The sequence below is a fragment of the Janthinobacterium darwini genome, assembly GCF_051380905.1.
Taxonomy (GTDB): domain Bacteria; phylum Pseudomonadota; class Gammaproteobacteria; order Burkholderiales; family Burkholderiaceae_D; genus Janthinobacterium.
In genome coordinates this window covers 224,822-242,558 of record NZ_JBNYXX010000002.1, presented here as the reverse complement: position 1 = coordinate 242,558, position 17,737 = coordinate 224,822, and the positions used below count along the sequence as shown (strand labels likewise).

12 protein-coding genes are annotated in these 17,737 nt (G+C 64.3%); 10 read left to right on the top strand and 2 right to left on the bottom strand.

The genetic code is table 11. The annotated features are described in order from the left end of the window. Window positions 1-78 precede the first annotated feature (78 nt). Window positions 79-1,332, top strand: a complete 1,254-nt coding sequence (locus ACQ4WZ_RS16535; protein ID WP_101482828.1) for a cyanophycinase — start codon at window positions 79-81, stop codon at window positions 1,330-1,332. On the opposite strand, the gene ACQ4WZ_RS16530 is transcribed toward ACQ4WZ_RS16535, so the two are convergent. Both ACQ4WZ_RS16530 and ACQ4WZ_RS16525 read right to left on the bottom strand, forming a co-directional pair. Beyond that, a complete protein-coding gene (locus tag ACQ4WZ_RS16530; protein ID WP_436573992.1) occupies window positions 1,323-2,525 on the bottom strand; it encodes a DUF418 domain-containing protein in 1,203 nt (400 codons plus the stop codon). The two genes, ACQ4WZ_RS16535 and ACQ4WZ_RS16530, sit on opposite strands and share 10 nt — an antisense overlap. Before the next feature lie 8 nt (window positions 2,526-2,533). Further along, window positions 2,534-3,136, bottom strand: coding sequence for a TetR/AcrR family transcriptional regulator (locus tag ACQ4WZ_RS16525; protein WP_436573991.1), 603 nt, complete (start codon window positions 3,134-3,136; stop codon window positions 2,534-2,536). Window positions 3,137-3,359: 223 nt separating this feature from the next. On the opposite strand from ACQ4WZ_RS16525, the gene ACQ4WZ_RS16520 reads away from it, so the two are divergent. The 9 genes from ACQ4WZ_RS16520 to ACQ4WZ_RS16480 all read left to right on the top strand — a co-directional run bounded on the left by ACQ4WZ_RS16520 (window position 3,360) and on the right by ACQ4WZ_RS16480 (window position 17,605). Beyond that, on the top strand, window positions 3,360-4,802 hold the full coding sequence (locus ACQ4WZ_RS16520) for an IgA Peptidase M64 (protein WP_436573990.1): 1,443 nt from the start codon (window positions 3,360-3,362) through the stop codon (window positions 4,800-4,802). A 612-nt stretch (window positions 4,803-5,414) separates the two neighbouring features. Further along, window positions 5,415-6,200: an enoyl-ACP reductase FabI gene (gene fabI / locus ACQ4WZ_RS16515; protein ID WP_101482825.1), complete on the top strand. Its 786-nt coding sequence runs from the start codon at window positions 5,415-5,417 to the stop codon at window positions 6,198-6,200. Between the two features lie 10 nt (window positions 6,201-6,210). Beyond that, window positions 6,211-7,656, top strand: a complete 1,446-nt coding sequence (locus tag ACQ4WZ_RS16510) for an efflux transporter outer membrane subunit (protein WP_436573989.1) — start codon at window positions 6,211-6,213, stop codon at window positions 7,654-7,656. A 17-nt stretch (window positions 7,657-7,673) separates the two neighbouring features. Beyond that, the gene (locus ACQ4WZ_RS16505) at window positions 7,674-8,747 is read left to right on the top strand and encodes an HlyD family secretion protein (protein ID WP_101482823.1); all 1,074 of its coding nucleotides are present in this window, start codon (window positions 7,674-7,676) and stop codon (window positions 8,745-8,747) included. A 2-nt stretch (window positions 8,748-8,749) separates the two neighbouring features. Then, window positions 8,750-11,497 (top strand): ribosome-associated ATPase/putative transporter RbbA, encoded by a 2,748-nt coding sequence (rbbA, locus tag ACQ4WZ_RS16500; RefSeq protein WP_436573988.1) that lies wholly within the window; start codon window positions 8,750-8,752, stop codon window positions 11,495-11,497. A gap of 4 nt (window positions 11,498-11,501) precedes the next feature. Further along, a complete protein-coding gene (locus ACQ4WZ_RS16495; protein ID WP_101482821.1) occupies window positions 11,502-12,626 on the top strand; it encodes an ABC transporter permease in 1,125 nt (374 codons plus the stop codon). A 48-nt stretch (window positions 12,627-12,674) separates the two neighbouring features. After that, window positions 12,675-14,963: a DUF3141 domain-containing protein gene (locus ACQ4WZ_RS16490; RefSeq protein WP_495542711.1), complete on the top strand. Its 2,289-nt coding sequence runs from the start codon at window positions 12,675-12,677 to the stop codon at window positions 14,961-14,963. 9 nt (window positions 14,964-14,972) lie between these two features. Beyond that, window positions 14,973-16,388 (top strand): bifunctional enoyl-CoA hydratase/phosphate acetyltransferase, encoded by a 1,416-nt coding sequence (locus ACQ4WZ_RS16485; RefSeq protein WP_133993216.1) that lies wholly within the window; start codon window positions 14,973-14,975, stop codon window positions 16,386-16,388. Beyond that, window positions 16,385-17,605, top strand: a complete 1,221-nt coding sequence (locus ACQ4WZ_RS16480; protein ID WP_101482820.1) for an acetate/propionate family kinase — start codon at window positions 16,385-16,387, stop codon at window positions 17,603-17,605. Before ACQ4WZ_RS16485 ends, ACQ4WZ_RS16480 begins: the two co-directional genes overlap by 4 nt. Window positions 17,606-17,737 lie beyond the last annotated feature (132 nt).

Sequence of the window (17,737 nt, the reverse complement as noted above, 5' to 3'; positions counted from 1 at the left end):
GTTGGGTTGCAAGCAGTGGTTTGGGCAGCAAGGGCGCGCGCCAGGCGCGTGCCCCTTTCCGTGTATTCGAGAGGTACCATGAAATCATCTTCAAGCCTGTATCACACCTTCCGCGCCGCGCTGCTGTTCGCGCTGGCATTGTGCAGCTTCCATGCCGTGGCGGCGCCTGGCGGAAGTGCCATCGGCAGCGCCCCGCAGGGCACCCTCGTCATCATCGGTGGCGGCCTGCGCGCCGACAATGCCGAAGTCTGGCAGCGCATCGTCAAGTTGTCGGGCGGGCCGGGCGCGCGTATTGCCGTGCTGGCCTCGGCCGCGATGAATCCGGAAAAATCGGGTGAAAGCATCATTAAGAAACTCAATCAATATGGCGCCGATGCTTTTTTCGTGCCACTGGCCGTCAAACTGGCCAATCGTGATTACCGCAAGGCCGCCGAAGATCCGGCCATCGTCACGCAGATCAAGTCGGCCACCGGCATTTATTTTGCCGGTGGCGACCAGGGGCGCATCACGCAAGCCTTGCTGCGCCCGGACGGCAGCCGCACGGCCGCGCTGGAAGCCATCTGGTCGGTTTACCGCAGCGGCGGCGTGATCGCCGGTTCCAGCGCCGGTGCGGCCATCATGAGCACCACCATGTTTTATGACGCCAAACCCGTGCTCGACATGCTCAAGATGGGCGTGACGGATGGCCGCGAGATTGCGCCGGGACTGGGCTTCATCGGCAGCGATGTCTTCGTGGACCAGCATCTGCTGGTGCGCGGGCGCTTTGCGCGCATGATTCCCGTGATGCTGAAAAAAGGCTATCACCTGGGACTGGGCATCGATGAAAACAGCGCCATGGTGGTCGACGCCATGCGCGACGTGGAAGTCATCGGCTACAGCGGCGCCTTGCTGATCGACCTGTCGGGCGCCATCAGCGACCGTGGCGTGAAAAATTTCAATATCAGCAACGCCGCCATCAGCTACCTGGACCGGGGCGACAAATTCAACCTCGTCACGCGCGTGTTTACGCCGTCGCCGGACAAGGCCGACAACAAGCTCGATCCGAACCAGCCGGATATGCGCGAGCCCGTGTTTACCAACGATATCCTCGGCAATAACGCTGTGCTCGACCTGATGGGCAACCTGATCGACAACGCGCAGCAGGAAGCCATCGGCATCGCCTTTGGCAACCCGCGCGATCCGTATCCGGACCTGGGTTTTGAATTCAGGTTCAGCAAGACCGTCAACAGCGTCGGCTACAGCTCGACCGAGGCGGAAGCGTATTCGGTGCTGAAGCTGCGCCTCGATATCCGCCCGATCCAGTTGCGCCAGCCGCTGTACCGCTACAAATAAGCGGCGTTGGCGCGCCGCCAGCGTGGCCAGGCGGCGATCGTCAATGCCCTGAGCAGCCACTCGACAGGGCCATACGCGTGGCCGCGCAGCCACCAGCGGCTCAGTGGCAGCTGCACGCAAAAGAGGATGACGGCAAGCGCCAGTGCCCCGAGCGGCGAGACGCTGCCCATCAGCCGCGCGCCGTACGCGAGAAACAGCCAGGCACAGATGGCCGACTGCAGCAGGTAGTTCGACAGGGCCATGCGGCCCATATCGGCCAGCAGGGGGAACAGCGTTCCGCCGCGCAGGCGCTCGAACAGGGCCAGCGCCAGCGCCAGGTAGGTGCCGGCCAGCAGCGGCGCGCTCGCCAGTCCCACGGCCAGTCCCGCCAGCTGCCATGCCTGGCTTTGCACATACACGGACGTCCATACATAGAAGGCGGCGCCGGGTAATCCCGCCAGCGTGCCGGCCCACAGCAGGCGGCGGCGCAGAGGCAGGTAATCGCTTGCGTGCAGCAGCATCTCGCGCTTGCCGGCAGCCAGGCCGCACAGGAACATGGCCAGCGCGCACGGCGCCTGTACCAGCAGCAGGACGATCCAGATGTCACTCAGTTCGCGCAGATGCTGCAGGATGACGGTGGCCGGAGTGGCGCGGTAGGCGGCCAGCGCGGTTGCCGCTTTCTGCGCCATGGCCACGGCCTGCTGGGCGGCGTCGCCCGCCGGCTGCAGACTTTGCAGCCAGGCCATCCATCCCCAGAACCCCACGCAGACGGTGACGAGAATCAGGGCCAGGGACAGTGCCTGGCGTTCGCCGCAACGATGCAGCGCCAGCAGCACGATGCCCAGCAGGGCGTAGGTGGTGAGTATGTCGCCATGAAACAGGACCACTGCATGCAGGGCGCCGATCAGCCATAGGCCAGCTTGCCGCCGCAGCATGCGCGGCACGAACGGCGCATCGGCGCGCGCGGCAGCCTGCATCTGCAAGGTGAAGCTGTAGCCGAACAGGAAGGAAAACAGCAGATAGAACTTGGTCTCGAACAGCAGGGCGACGAGAAAATGCGTGGCGCGGTCCACGCCGCCGTGAAAGGCGGGATCGGTCAAGCCCAAGCCGAACCAGGGCGTGGCGAAGGCGCCGATATTGACGGCCAAAATGCCGAATAACGCGCAGCCGCGCAGGGCGTCGACGTCAGCGATGCGCGCCGGTGTTGCCGTCATGGCGCCGCTCATGAGCGGGCAGGGCGCAGGAAGCGCGCCAGCAGCAGGTGCAAGCTGGCGCGCTGCGCCAGCGGTGCGTATTGGGGATCGACGGCGACCCGATTGAAGATACCGTCGATCAGCGCGGCGATCCAGCTGGCCGTTTGCGCAGCATCCAGCGCGGTGTCGACCTGGCCTTGCGCAGCAGCGCTTTCCAGCAGCGCCTGCACGCCGGCGCGCAGCACGACATCGTTGCGCGCCACCCTGGCCGCGATATCTGGATCGCGCATCGCTTCGGCAGAAATTTCCAGCGCCAGTCCCGCAAAATCCCCGTCGGCCGCCAGCGCCAGCACCAGGTCCATGAAATCGAGCAGGGCGCCGTACGCATCGGCGCCGCCTTGCACGCCGGCGAAATAGGCGGCCGTCTCGTTGCCTTCCTGGTCGACGATGGCGGCGATGATGGCTTGCTTGGTGGGGAAGTAATGAAACAGGTTGCCGGGACTCATGCCCGCTTGCGCGCAGATGGAGGCCGTGCTGGTCTGATGGAAGCCTTTGCGGGCAAAGCAGTGGCGCGCTGCGGCGACGATGGCGTCACGGCGGGCCGCGTGTTTATCAGGATCGATGGTGCGCATGGTGTCTGTCCGTTTTCCGTATTAATTCTTTAATCGACTAGTCAATCTAATATAAACCGATAGGGTGGCATGGTCAAGCGTATCGGGTGAAATGGGCGCTTTGCATGCCCCCTTCCTGTCGCTACAATGTGCCGCAGCGGTTTTCCCCGCGCCTGCCGGCGAGCCCGCTGATTGTTTGGAAAACCGTTCCCTTCACCTGTTTTTCTACCGTTTTAGGAATGACATGCAGCAGACTCCGATTCGCTCCTTCCTCTGCGCTCTGGCGCTGGCCGCCGGCACGCTCCCTGTCGCGGCGGCGACCATTGCCGCCCAGCAGGCCACCATGCGCCTCGATTACCAGCACAGCGGCAATGCGCTGGGCGAACATTATGCGGTTGAACGCGTGCTGGTCGAGCCCTTGCCATGGCCTGGCAATCCGGCGCGCCCTATCGACGACAGCAACCGCGGCAACAACCTGCTGGAAGTGGTCGATATCAAGTCGGGCAAGGTGCTGTATTCGCGCGGCTTTTCCACCATCTTCGGCGAGTGGGCCAGCACCGATGAAGCGAAAACCACCACGCGCGCCTTCCAGGAATCCGTGCGTTTCCCGCAGCCGGAGCAGCCCGTGCGCGTACGCATCCTGAAGCGCGACGAGCGTGGCCTGTTTTCCATTGTATGGAGCACCGATGTCGACCCGGCGGCGCAGGATGTGATCCGCAAGCAGCCGCCGGCGCCCGTCAAACCGATCCCGATCCGTGTCAGCGGTCCGTCGTCCGGCAAGGTCGACCTGCTGATCATGGGAGATGGCTACACGGCCGCGGAAATGGGCAAGTTCGAAGCGACGGCGCGGAAATTGGCCGAGCACCTGTTTACTGTGTCGCCGTTCCGCGAACGGGCCAATGATTTCAATGTGTGGGCCATGGCCGCGCCGACGCAGGAGTCGGGTGTGTCGCGTCCATCGACGGGCGTGCACCATGCGTCGCCGTTGGGCACGCGCTACGATATCTTCGGCAGCGAGCGCTATGTGCTGACGACGGATAACCGCGCCCTGCGCGACCTGGCGCAATATGCGCCGTATGAATTCATTGAAATCCTCGTCAACAACGACACCTACGGCGGCGGTGGCATCTTTGGCCAGTTCAGCACGGCCGCAGCGAACAACGACTGGGCCAATTACCTGTTCGTGCATGAATTCGGCCACCATTTCGCCGGCCTGGCCGACGAGTACTACACCTCGCCCGTGGCCTATCAGTCGAATGGCGAGCGGCAGGAACCGTGGGAGCCGAATGCCACGGCGCTGCGCGATCCGGCCAGGCTGAAATGGAAGAACCATGTCAAGGCGGGCACGCCGCTGCCCACGCCATGGCCGAAGGAGGCGTACGACATCCATGCGCGCGAGTACCAGAAACAGCGCGCCGCCCTGCGTTCGGCCAACCGCCCGGAAAGCGAGATGAGCGACTTGTTCAAGGCCGACCTGGCGTACACGCAACAGCTGTTCTCGAAGGCGCCGCAGCGCCATGCGGTGGGCGCCTTTGAAGGCGCCAACTACGAATCGTCCGGCTACTACCGGCCGGAGATGCAGTGCATCATGTTCGACCGCAGCGAGACGTTCTGCTCCGTATGCCAGGATGGCATCAGCACTATCATCGACCTGTATTCGCGTCCCGCCACGGCGCCGCGCAAATAAGGTCGTTCAGCTTAACCCCGCAAGGCATGGCGGGCCATGTTGCAACGCAATAGCATGGCCCCCATTCTGTCCATCCTTCACCACCCACCGCCCGCCACTGCCCAGTGTTGCTTGTTTTCCTGGCAACTCCTGCCTTCGCTGGCAAAGTCACTTTTCTTCCCGCCAGCCCAGTGAAATTATCAAATGAGCATCCCCGCACGCTTGCTTGAAAAATATTTCATTTAGATAATATTGAGGTAAAATTTGATTTACATCAATGTTGCATTGCCGCAATCGCACTTATAGTTGACCTAGCTCAAAGCGTCATGAAATGCGGATCGGACTTATCACGAATCACGCTTCTAAATGCTGTAGAGTAATTTCGCCCCGTACCAGTTCCCCGAGAATGCACTGGTGCTGGCCTCGAATTTCAGTGACGGAAGCCCGATTCATGAAGATGCAGATCCCCGCGCCTGACGCGTGCAGTACCTTACACCCCCACACTCCCATTGCCTTGCCGTATGCGCGTGCCGGCGGCGTTACCCTGGCCATTTGCGCCGCCGCCATGCGTGCCGGCGCAGTGCGTTGCGTGCATGCGGCCACTCCCTGGCCCGCACTGCGTCCTGTTCAGGCATGACGGCCGCCTTGCAGCAGTACTTGCCTTTGCAGGGCAAGCGGGGGCTGGTGGTCGGTATCGCCAACGCGCAAAGCATCGCCTGGGGCTGCGCCAGCGCATTGCGCGCAGCCGGTGCCGAACTGGCAGTCACCTGGCTCAATGACAAGGCCCGTCCACATGTGGAACCGTTGGCGCAGCAAGTGCAGGCGGCCATCATGGCGCCACTCGACGTGGCCGTGCCGGGCCAGCTCGAAGCGCTGTTTGCGCAGATCGCGCAGCAGTGGGGGGGGCTCGATTTCGTGGTCCATTCCATCGCTTACGCGCCCAAACAAGACTTGCATGGCCGCGTGACGGACAGTTCGGCTGACGGCTTCGCGCAGGCGATGGATATCTCCTGCCACTCCCTCATGCGCATGGCGAAGCTGGCCGAACCCCTGATGCCGGACGGCGGCAGCCTGATGACCATGAGTTACCTGGGCGCCGAGGAAGTCATCGCCGATTATGGCTTGATGGGACCCGTGAAGGCGGCGCTGGAAGCATCGGTGCGCTACCTAGCCGCCGAACTGGGCCCGCAAGGCATCCGCGTCAATGCCATCTCGCCGGGTCCTCTGGAGACCCGGGCCGCTTCCGGCATTGCCCATTTCGACCGCCTGATGGCCGACGCCATCGAACGCTCGCCCATGCGGCGCCTGGCCACTATCGAGGACGTGGGCGCGTTGTGCGCCTTCCTCGCCGGCGACGGCGCGCGCGCCATCACGGGTGGCACCCTGTATGTCGATGGCGGCTACAACATTCTGAATTGACTGGAAGAAGATGATCATGCCTGTTCCCGCATTATCCGCGTGCGCCAGGATGGCCGCGCTGGCCACCACGCTGGCCCTGGCCGGCTGCGCCTCGATGGCGCCGCCGTACGCGCCACCGCCGCTCCCCGTGGCGGAGCAGTATCCGGAAACCGATTCCGCCGGCGCGCACGCGGCCGATATCGCCTGGCAAGCCTACTTTGCCGATGCGCGCCTGCAGGCGCTGATTACGCAGGCGCTGGCCAGCAACCGCGATATCCGCATCGCCGCCCTGCGCGTGGAAGAGGCGCGCGCCGCGTATGGGATACAGCGCGCGGAGCAGTTCCCCACCATCGCGCTGGGCGCTTCCGGCAGCCGTGCGCGCGTGCCCGGTGACCTGAGCGTGACGGGCCGCCCCATGACAAGCGCGCAGTACCAGGCGGGCTTGAACGTGAGCGCCTGGGAGCTCGATTTCTGGGGCCGCGTGCGCAGCCTGAAGGACAGCGCGCTGCAAACCTTGCTGGCCAGCGACGAGGCGCGCCGCGCCGTCGGCGTGGCCCTGGTAGCGCAGGTGGCCAATGGCTACCTGGGCTTGCGCGAACTGGATGAACGGGTGGCGCTGGCGCGCGCCACGGTCGACAGCCGCGCCGAGTCGCTGCGCATCTTTACGCGTCGCTTCGAGGTCGGTTCGATTTCCAAGCTGGATCTGACGCAGGTGGAAACCCTGCTTAGCCAGGCTTTGTCGCTGTCGGCGCAGCTGGAGCAGGCGCGTGCCGTCCAGGCGCACGCGCTGGCCCAGCTGGTGGGCGGCCCCGTCGACCTGACGCCGGTGGCTGGTGAGGTGCGCCGCTTCGATGACGCCAGCGTGCTGCAGCCCTTGCATGCGGGCTTGCCATCTGCCTTGCTGGCGCAGCGCCCCGACCTGGTGGCGGCCGAACATCAGCTGCGCGCCGCGCACGCCAATATCGGCGCCGCGCGCGCCGCCTTCTTTCCCACCATTTCGCTGACGGCGGCCTACGGTACGGCCAGCGCTGAATTGAGCGGCCTGTTCGATTCGGGTAGCGGCGCCTGGAATTTCGCGCCGCGCCTGGTGCTGCCGATCTTTGACGCGGGCCGCATCCGCTCCAACATGGACCTGGCCGAGGTACGCCGCGACGTGGCCGTGGCCAATTATGAAAAGAGCGTTCAGGGCGCGTTTCGCGAAGTGGCCGACGCGTTGTCGAACCGGCGCTGGCTGGCGCTGCAGGTGGACATCGGCAAGACTACCCTGGCCGCGCAGAGCGAACGTGCGCGCCTGGCCAAGCTGCGCTACGACAATGGCGCCGCGCCCTACCTGGAAGTGCTTGATGCGCAGCGCGACCTGCTGACGGTCGAGCAGCAACTGGTGCAGACGCGCCGCGCGCTGCTCTCCAGCCAGGTCAGCCTGTATGCCGCCCTGGGCGGCGGCGCACCCGCTGCCGCCACCACGTTCTCCAATTAATTGCGATTGCCGACACCATGACTCCACAACTGAAGAAAAAACTCATCCCCGCCGCGCTGGTCGCCGCCGTTCTCATACTGGGCTTTGTGGCCTGGCAAAAAATGCGCCCCACCGGACCCGGTGAAGGTTTCGTCAGCGGCAATGGCCGCATCGAAGCAACCGAAATCGACGTCGCCACCAAGCTGTCCGGCCGCGTCAAGGACATCCTCGTGCGCGAGGGCGACTTCGTGAAGGCGGGCCAGCCGCTGGCCACCATGCAGGTGGACTCGCTGACGGCGCAGCGTGACGAGGCGCGCGCGCGCCAGCAGCAGGCGTCCGACGCGGTGGTCGGTGCGCAGGCCCAGGTGGCCGTGCGCGAGAGCGACAAGGCGGCCGCACTGGCGCTGGTTGCGCAGCGTGAAAGCGAACTCGATGCGGCCCGGCGCCGCCTGGCCCGCTCGGAAACCTTGTCGAAAGAGGGCGCTTCCTCGGTGCAGGAACTTGACGATGACCGCGCCCGCGTGCGCAGCGTGGCCGCAGCCCTGAATGCGGCCAAGGCACAGGTCACGGCGGCGCAGGCGGCCATCGATGCGGCCAAGGCACAGGTGGTCGGTTCGCGTTCAGCAGTGACGGCCGCCGAAGCGACCACCGCGCGCATCGACGCCGACCTGGCCGATGGCCAGCTGGCCGCGCCGCGCGACGGCCGCGTGCAATACCTGGTGGCGCAGCAGGGTGAAGTACTTGCCGGTGGCGGCAAGGTCCTCAACCTGGTCGACCTGTCGGACGTCTACATGACTTTCTTCCTGCCCGAGACGGCGGCTGGCAAGGTGGCGATGGGCGGCGAAGTGCGCATCATCCTCGACGCAGCGCCCAACTACGTGATTCCGGCAACGATCTCGTTTGTCGCTGCCAGCGCGCAGTTCACGCCGAAGACGGTGGAAACGGCCAGCGAGCGTCAGAAGCTGATGTTCCGCGTGAAAGCCCAGATCAGCCGCGAGCTGCTGCAAAAGCATTTGGCGCTGGTGAAAGTGGGCTTGCCCGGCGTAGCCTGGGTGCGTCTCGATACAAAGCAGGCATGGCCGGCTGAACTGACGGCCAAGGTTCCGCAGTGACCATGGACGTGACCCCATTTGTCGTCAGCATCAAGGGCGTCAGCCAGCATTACGGCAAGACGGTGGCGCTCGACGGCATCGACCTTGATGTGCCGGCCGGCCGCATGGTGGGCTTGATCGGGCCCGATGGCGTGGGCAAATCAAGCCTGCTGTCGCTGGTGGCCGGCGCGCGCGTCGTGCAGCAAGGCAGCGTGATGGCGCTGGGCGGCGACATGCGCGATGCGCGCCATCGCGACGATGTCTGCCCACGCATCGCCTACATGCCGCAAGGCCTGGGCAAGAATCTGTATCCGACCCTGTCGGTCGAGGAAAACCTGCAGTTCTTCGCACGCCTGTTCGGCCACGATGCCGCCGAACGCCGCCGCCGCATCGACCAGCTGACCCGCAGCACGGGCTTGCATCCCTTCCTGGCACGCCCGGCGGGCAAACTGTCGGGTGGCATGAAGCAGAAACTGGGCCTGTGCTGCGCCCTGATCCACGATCCCGACCTGCTCATTCTGGATGAACCGACCACCGGCGTCGACCCGCTGGCGCGCGCCCAGTTCTGGGACTTGATCGCCGGCATCCGCGTGCAGCGCCCGCAGATGAGCGTGATGGTCGCCACCGCCTACATGGACGAAGCGCAGCGCTTCGACTGGCTGGTCGCCATGGATGACGGCAAGGTGCTTGATACGGGCACTCCGGCCGAACTGCTGGCGCGTACGCAAAGCGATAACCTGGAGGCCGCCTTCATCAAGCTGCTGCCCGAAGCCAAGCGGGCGGGCCATCAGCCAGTGGTGATCACGCCGCTCGATGCCGCCAGTGCGCAGGATGTCGCCATCGAGGCGCAGGACCTGACCATGCGCTTCGGCGATTTTACGGCCGTCGATCATGTGAATTTCCGCATTGGCCGCGGCGAGATCTTCGGCTTTCTCGGCTCGAACGGTTGCGGCAAGTCGACCACCATGAAGATGCTCACGGGCCTGCTGCCGGCGACGGAAGGCAAGGCCTGGCTGTTCGGCAAGGAAGTCGATTCCAACGATATCGACACGCGCCGAAGAGTCGGCTACATGTCGCAGGCGTTTTCACTGTACAGTGAATTGACGGTGCGCCAGAACCTGGTGCTGCATGCGCGCCTGTTCCACGTGCCGGAAGCCGAAATCGCTGCCCGCATCGATGAAATGGCGCAGCGCTTCGACTTGCGCGCAGTGATGGACGACTTGCCCGACAGCCTGCCGCTGGGCATACGCCAGCGCTTGTCGCTGGCCGTGGCCATGGTGCACAAGCCGGAGATGCTGATCCTCGACGAACCCACGTCCGGCGTCGACCCGATCGCGCGCGACAATTTCTGGCGCCTGATGATCGAGCTGGCGCGGCGCGACCGCGTTACCATCTTCATCTCCACCCACTTCATGAACGAGGCCGAGCGCTGCGACCGCATCTCGCTGATGCATGCGGGTAAAGTGCTGGTCAGCGATGCACCGGCAGAACTGGTGCGCAAGAAGGGTGCACCATCGCTGGAAGCGGCCTTCATCGCCTACCTGGAAGAAGCGGGTGGTGGCACGGCAGCGGCGACAGTGGCGGAAACGGCGGCACCCGTGCAGGAAGCGGTAGCGCAGGCGCCGCAGCAAAAGCAGCAGCGAAGCCGCTTCAGTCTTGGGCGCATGCTCAGCTACATGTGGCGCGAAACGCTGGAATTGCGCCGCGATCCCGTGCGCCTGACGCTCGCGCTGGGGGGCTCCGTGCTGCTGCTGTTCGTCATCGGCTTCGGCATCAGCCTGGACGTCGAAGACCTCAGTTATGCGGTGCTCGATCACGACCAGACGACCCTGAGCCAGAATTACACAAACAACCTGGCTGGCTCGCGCTACTTTGTCGAGCGCCCGCCGCTGCGCGACTACGCCGATATCGACAAGCGCATGCGCAGCGGCGAATTGTCGCTGGCCATCGAGATTCCCCCTGGCTTTGCGCGCGACGTGCAGCGCGGCGCGCCTGCGCAGGTGGGAGCGTGGATCGACGGCGCGATGCCGATGCGCGCCGAAACCGTGCAGGGCTACGTGCAGGGCATGCATCAACTGTGGCTGGCCGACCAGGCCTTGCACCGCTATGGCATCAAGATGAACAATCCCGTCGCCATCCAGACGCGCTACCGCTACAACCCGGACGTGAAAAGCCTGCCAGCCATGGTGCCGGCCGTGATTCCTTTGTTGCTGCTGATGCTGCCGGCCATGCTCGCTGCGCTATCCGTGGTGCGCGAAAAGGAACTGGGTTCCATCATCAATCTGTACGTGACCCCCGTCACGCGCCTGGAATTCTTGCTCGGCAAGCAGGTGCCTTACGTGCTGCTGGCCATGCTCAACTTCGTGCTCATGGCCCTGCTGGCGGTGACAGCCTTCGGTGTGCCGATAAAGGGAAGCTTGCCGACCTTGATCGGCGCTACTTTCATCTTCAACATCTGCGCCACCGGCATCGGCCTGTTCGCCTCGACGTTTACGCGCAGCCAGATCGCGGCCTTGTTCGTGACCATGATCGGCACCATGATCCCGGCCATCCAGTTTTCCGGCCTGCTCAATCCTGTCTCCTCGATGGAAGGCGTGGGCAAGGCGATCGGCCTGATGTACCCGGCCACGCACATGCTCAATATCAGCCGCGGCGTATTCAACAAGGCGCTGGGATTCGGCGACCTGCACGCCTCGTTCTGGCCTCTGATCGTGGCGATCCCCGTGATCCTCGGCGTGACGGTGGCGCTGCTGAAGAAACAGGAGTCGTAAACGTATGCGCCATCTTGAAAATATCTACCGCCTGGGAGTGAAGGAAATCTGGAGCCTGATCCGCGATCCGATGATGCTGGTCCTGATTTTGTACACCTTTACGCTGGCGATCTACGTGGCCGCCACGGCCAAGCCGGAAACCTTGCACATGGCCTCGATCGCCATCGTCGACGAGGACGGATCGCCGCTGTCCGGGCGCATCGCCTCGGCCTTTTTCCCGCCGCAGTTCACGCCGCCGGCCATGATCAACCAGAGCCAGGTCGATGCGGGCCTGGACGCGGGGCAGTACACCTTCGTGCTGACGATACCGCCCAAGCTGCAGTCGGACGTGCTGGGTGGGCGCCAGGCGGAGTTGCAGCTGAACGTGGATGCCACGCGCATGAGCCAGGCTTTCAGCGGCAGCGGCTACATCCAGCAGATCGTCGCCGGCGAAGTGGCCGAATTCGCCAAGCGCTATCGCGGCGCAACGGTCTCGCCGGTGGAACTGGTGATGCGCGCGCGCTTCAATCCTTCGCTGAGCCAGGCATGGTTTGGCTCGCTGATGGAAATCATCAACCAGGTGACGATGCTGTCAATTATCCTGACTGGCGCGGCCCTGATCCGCGAGCGCGAACACGGCACCATCGAGCACTTGCTGGTGATGCCCGTGACGCCGGCCGAAATCATGCTGGGCAAGGTATGGTCGATGGGCCTGGTGGTGCTGCTGGCCGCCGCCCTGTCGCTGAACCTGGTGGTGCGCGGCATGCTGCATGTGCCCATCGAAGGCTCGATCGCGCTGTTCCTGTGCGGCGCGGCCCTGCACCTGTTTGCCACCACCTCGATGGGTATTTTCCTGGCCACCGTGGCGCGCAGCATGCCGCAGTTCGGCATGCTCCTGATCCTCGTGCTGCTGCCGCTGCAGATGCTCTCGGGCGGCAGCACGCCGCGCGAAAGCATGCCCGAGCTGGTGCAGAACATCATGCTGATCGCGCCTACCACGCATTTCGTCGAATTGAGCCAGGCGATCCTGTACCGGGGCGCCGGCATCGACGTGGTGTGGAAACCGTTCCTGGCACTGCTGGCCATTGGTACGGCCTTGTTTACCTTCGCGCTGGCGCGCTTTCGCAAGACCATCAGCCAGATGGCGTAGCCCCCGTGCCGGAATGTTCCGGCGTTTGTTTGCATGAAAAGGATAGCCATGAAGATCGAAACTGCTCCATTTTTCTCCACCGGCGGCTTGCCGTCCCTGGGCATGCTGGGCGACTATGCACGCGACTCGTGGCAGCGCATCGTGCTGTACGCCGATGTGATGCGCCGGCGCGGCAACCAGTACCAGGAACATCTGGCCGAGGACGTGCCGAACGTGCTGGATTTTCCCGCCGAACTGGTGATGTCCGGCCTGGAGCTTGCGCGTCCCGTCAACTACGGCCTGGCGCGCATATTGACGCCCGATGCACCGGAGCCCGATCAAGCCAAGCGGCCGTTCGTCGTCGTTGATCCGCGCGCCGGCCACGGTCCCGGCATCGGCGGCTTCAAGGCCGAGAGCGAAATCGGCGTGGCCCTGCGCGCCGGACATCCGTGCTACTTCATCGGCTTCTTGCCCGATCCCGTGCCGGGACAGACGGTGGAAGACGTGATGCACGCCGAGGCGGCCTTCCTGGAAAAAGTCATCGCCCTGCATCCTCTGAGCGAGGGCAAGCCTGTCGTCATCGGCAATTGCCAGGCGGGCTGGCAAATCCTCATGACCGCGGCCATGCGACCGGAGCTGTTCGGCCCCATCATCGTTGCCGGCGCACCCGTGTCGTACTGGGCCGGCTGGCATGGCCGCAACCCGATGCGCTACGCGGGTGGGCTGATGGGCGGCAGCTGGGCTACGGCGCTGGCGGGCGACCTGGGCAACGGCCGTTTCGACGGCGCCAGCCTGGTGCAGAATTTCGAGAAGCTGAATCCGGCCAATACCCTGTGGAGCAAGCAGTACAACCTGTACGCGCACATCGATACGGAAGCGCCCCGTTACCTGGAATTTGAAAAATACTGGGGCGGCCACGTGTTCCTCAACGATGTCGAGATGCAGTATATCGTCGACAACCTGTTCATCGGCAACCGCCTTGCCACGGCGGAGTTGATCACTTCCGACGGCGTGCGCCTGGACTTGCGCAATATCCGTTCGCCCATCGTCGTGTTCTGTTCGAACGGCGACAACATCACGCCGCCGCCGCAGGCCCTGGGCTGGATCACGGACCTGTACCGCGACGACAACGATGTGCTGCTGCACGACCAGACCATCGTGTATGCAGTACATGACAGCATCGGCCACCTGGGTATTTTCGTGTCGTCCAAGGTGGGACACAAGGAACACCAGAAATTCGCCAGCAATATCGACCTGATCAACCTGCTGCCGGCCGGCATTTACGAAGCGAGGATCGTCGACAAGACGCCTGATACGCCGAACGCCGACCTGGCCAGTGGCGACTATGTGCTGCAGGTCGAGCACCGCGGCATAGAGGACGTGCGCGCCATCGTGCAGCCAAGCGTGGAAAACGACCGCAAGTTCGCCGCTGCCGCGCGCGTGTCCGAGGTGAACCTGGCACTGTACCGTACCTTCGCGCAACCGTGGGTACGCGCCATGGTCACGCCGCAGTCGGCACGCTTCCTGCAGCTCACGCATCCGCTGCGCGTGTCGTACGAGCGCTGGACGGACCACAATCCTTTGGCCAGGCTGGTAGCCAAGGAGGCGGAGAAAGTGCGTGCTCACCGCCAACCGGTGGCGCCGGACAACCCGCTGCTGGCCATGCAGGAGGCCATCTCCGGCGCCATCACGGCCAGCTTGAACAGTTGGCGCGACTGGCGCGATACCGTGCAGGAAACGACCTTCGACCTGGTGTACGGTTCGCCCCTGGTACAGGCGCTGACGGGACAAGCCATCGGCGACGCTACGCCGCCGCGCCCCCACCCTGGCATCTCGCCCGAGCACTGCGAATACGTGCGCTGCGAAACGCGCAAGATGGACGAGGACATGCAGCACGGCGGCCTGGTGGAAGCGGCCGTACGCGCACTGTTCTACATCTACCGCTTCCGCATGATCGCCGACGAGCGCCGCGTCAACCTGGCCCTCAAACTGGTCAAGCCGCAATACACGCAAGGCTTCAACATGGAAGAATTCCGCGGCATCGTGCGTCAGCAGGCACGTTTGATGCTGCATGATTTCGATGCCGCCATCTCCACCTTGCCAACTTTGCTGTCGCGTGCAGAACCGGATGCCATCGGCGCGCTGGGCGAATGGCTGCAGCAAGTGCTGCAAGTGCCCGAAGCGCCCACGCCGGATGAGGAAGCAAGCCTGCAGCAGATGCTGGCGGTATTCGATCGTGCGATCAAGGCGCACGCGAAGGCGCTGCCGGCGGCCGCACGCGCATCCCAGCCTGCATCTCAGCTTGCTCCCCCGGCCAAGGCCAAAGGAAAACCTGCCAAAAACATTATCTCTGCATAAAAGACCATGATGACTACTACCCAAGACGATGATTTGCATATCGTGCGTAACCGCACCTTCGACCAGATCGCCATCGGCGACAGCGCCAGCATCACGCGCACCCTGAGCATGGACGATATCGCCCTGTTTGCGGTGATGTCGGGCGATGACAACCCGCAGCACCTGGATGCCGAATTTGCAGCCTCCAGCCGCTACGAGGGCGTCATCGCTCACGGCATGTGGGGCGCCGCCCTCATTTCCGCTGTGCTGGGCACGCGCCTGCCCGGCGCCGGCACTGTCTACACGGGTCAGACCCTGCGCTTCCTGCAGCCCGTGCGCGTGGGCGATACGCTGGCCATCAGCGTCACCGTCACCGCGCTCGAACCGCGCAACCGCCACGTGACTCTGGCCTGCCGCTGTGTTAACCAGCATGGCGCCGTGGTGCTCGACGGCGAAGCGCAGGTAATCGCGCCCGCCGAACAGATCGAAAGAGTGCGCGCTACCTTGCCTGAAGTTCGCCTGCATAACGGCGACGGCACGCGGCGCCTGCTCGAGCATGCGCGCACGCTGGGGCCGATCAAGGTGGCCGTGATCCATCCTTGCGATGAACTGAGCCTGTCGGGCGCGCTGGACGCCCATGCGGCCGGCCTGATCACGCCCGTGCTGGTGGCGCCGCGCGCGCGCCTGGAAGCGGTGGCGCTGGAGGCTGGTCTGAGTCTGGCCGGCATCGCCATCGAGGACGTCGAACATAGCCATGCCGCCGCCGCGCGTGGCGCCGAGCTGGCAGGCAAGGGCGAAGTCGAGGCGCTGATGAAGGGCAGCCTGCACACTGATGAATTGATGTCGGCCGTGCTGTCTGCCAGCGCCGGCTTGCGCACCAAGCGCCGCATCAGCCACTGCTTCCTGATGCAGACACCTGCGTATCCGCGCCCCTTCATCATCACGGACGCGGCCATCAATATCGCGCCGAACCTGGCCATGAAGGCCGACATCGTGCGCAACGCCATCGACCTGGCGCACGTAATCGGCGTGGCCAGGCCGCGCGTGGCCATCCTGGCCGCCGTGGAAACGGTGAATGCGGACATGCCTGCCACCCTGGATGCGGCCGCCCTGTGCAAGATGGCCGACCGCGGGCAGATCACGGGCGCCATCCTCGATGGCCCGCTGGCCTTCGATAATGCCGTCTCAATTGCTGCCGCCACTGTCAAGGGCATCGTCTCGGAAGTGGCGGGCCGTGCCGATATTTTGCTGGTGCCCGACCTGGAAAGCGGCAACATGCTGGCCAAGCAGCTTGAATACATGGGCGACGCGGACAGCGCCGGCATCGTTCTGGGGGCGAAGGTTCCCGTTATTCTCACCAGTCGCGCCGATTCGCGTGCCAGCCGCATCGCTTCGTGCGCCATCGCCGTGATGCTGGCCAATCATTACCGGAGCACGCCACCATGAGCGCAGCAGTCCAACATGCCGCCGATGGCGCCCTGATCCTGGTGCTCAATTGCGGCTCGTCGAGCATCAAGTTCGCCCTGTTCGAGCAAGCGGGTGGCGTGCTGCCGCAGCAGGCGCAATGGAGCGGCAAGGTCGAAGGCATCGGCCGCGAGAACGCCACTTACCGCGCCGGCGGCCTGCCGGCCGTATCCCTGCAGCTCGATCCGGAGCAGCCCCATCACGCAGCCCTCGAAACCATCCGTGCGCAGGTCGTGGCGCAGCTGGCCGGGCGCCCGCTGCGCGCCGTGGCGCACCGCGTGGTGCATGGCGGCAGCAAGTATTTCTCCCCCGTGCGCATCGATTTTGCCGTGTTGTCGGACCTGAAAAGTTTCGTTCCATTGGCGCCGCTGCACCAGCCTTTCGCACTGGAGGCGATCGAGGTGCTGCTGGAATCGCGTCCCGATATCGCCCAGGTGGCGTGCTTCGACACGGCCTTTCACCACACGGTGCCGCAGGTCGAACAGATGCTGGCCCTGCCTTACGATGCATGGGAGCGGGGCTTGCGCCGCTATGGCTTCCACGGCCTGTCGTATGAATATCAGTCGCTGGTGCTGGAGCAGCGTTTTGGTGCTGTCGCGCGCGGCAAGGTCATCGTGGCCCACCTGGGCAGCGGCGCCAGCCTGTGCGCCATGGACAATTTGCACAGCGTTGCCACCACCATGGGTTTTTCCGCGCTCGATGGCCTGATGATGGGCACGCGCTGCGGTTCGCTCGATCCGGGTGCCGTCATCTACCTGATGGAAATCGAAAAACTGTCGCTGGAAAAGGTGGCGCATGTGCTGTACCACGAATCGGGCTTGCTGGGCGTGTCGGGCGTGTCGGCCGACCCACCAGTCTTGCTGGCGCAGCAGGACCGGCAGGATGCCACGGGCGAACGGATCCGCGCTGCGCTGGCCCTGTATATCCGCCGCATCGTGCGCGAGATCGGCGCCCTGACGGCCGTGCTGGGTGGGCTGGACATGCTGGTATTTACGGCCGGTATCGGCGAGCATAGCGCCGAACTGCGCCAGCGTATCTGCGCCGAACTGGGTTTCATCGGCCCGGTGCTTGACGCGGAGGCCAATGCGCGCAACGCCAGCCGCATTTCCAGCGATGCCAGCCGCATCGTGGTGGGCGTGGAGCCGGCCAATGAAGAGTGGGTGGCGGCACGCCACGCGGCGCTGGCAGTGAGCGCTTGAGGATTTGACAGTGCCATCGCACTCAGCGGAAATTTGCCGAATTGCACATATTTTCCGTTGAGTGCGCTAACGCACTGTGTGGTTTGCCAGTTATCTTTACTATGAAGTCATGCCATTGCGCTACATCAAGAA

Coding starts and splice junctions, on each gene's coding strand:
- ACQ4WZ_RS16535 (WP_101482828.1), top strand. CDS start 79: ATGAAATCATCTTCAAGCCTGTATCACACCTTCCGCGCCGCGCTGCTG.
- ACQ4WZ_RS16530 (WP_436573992.1), bottom strand. CDS start 2,525: ATGACGGCAACACCGGCGCGCATCGCTGACGTCGACGCCCTGCGCGGC.
- ACQ4WZ_RS16525 (WP_436573991.1), bottom strand. CDS start 3,136: ATGCGCACCATCGATCCTGATAAACACGCGGCCCGCCGTGACGCCATC.
- ACQ4WZ_RS16520 (WP_436573990.1), top strand. CDS start 3,360: ATGCAGCAGACTCCGATTCGCTCCTTCCTCTGCGCTCTGGCGCTGGCC.
- fabI (WP_101482825.1), top strand. CDS start 5,415: ATGACGGCCGCCTTGCAGCAGTACTTGCCTTTGCAGGGCAAGCGGGGG.
- ACQ4WZ_RS16510 (WP_436573989.1), top strand. CDS start 6,211: ATGATCATGCCTGTTCCCGCATTATCCGCGTGCGCCAGGATGGCCGCG.
- ACQ4WZ_RS16505 (WP_101482823.1), top strand. CDS start 7,674: ATGACTCCACAACTGAAGAAAAAACTCATCCCCGCCGCGCTGGTCGCC.
- rbbA (WP_436573988.1), top strand. CDS start 8,750: ATGGACGTGACCCCATTTGTCGTCAGCATCAAGGGCGTCAGCCAGCAT.
- ACQ4WZ_RS16495 (WP_101482821.1), top strand. CDS start 11,502: ATGCGCCATCTTGAAAATATCTACCGCCTGGGAGTGAAGGAAATCTGG.
- ACQ4WZ_RS16490 (WP_495542711.1), top strand. CDS start 12,675: ATGAAGATCGAAACTGCTCCATTTTTCTCCACCGGCGGCTTGCCGTCC.
- ACQ4WZ_RS16485 (WP_133993216.1), top strand. CDS start 14,973: ATGACTACTACCCAAGACGATGATTTGCATATCGTGCGTAACCGCACC.
- ACQ4WZ_RS16480 (WP_101482820.1), top strand. CDS start 16,385: ATGAGCGCAGCAGTCCAACATGCCGCCGATGGCGCCCTGATCCTGGTG.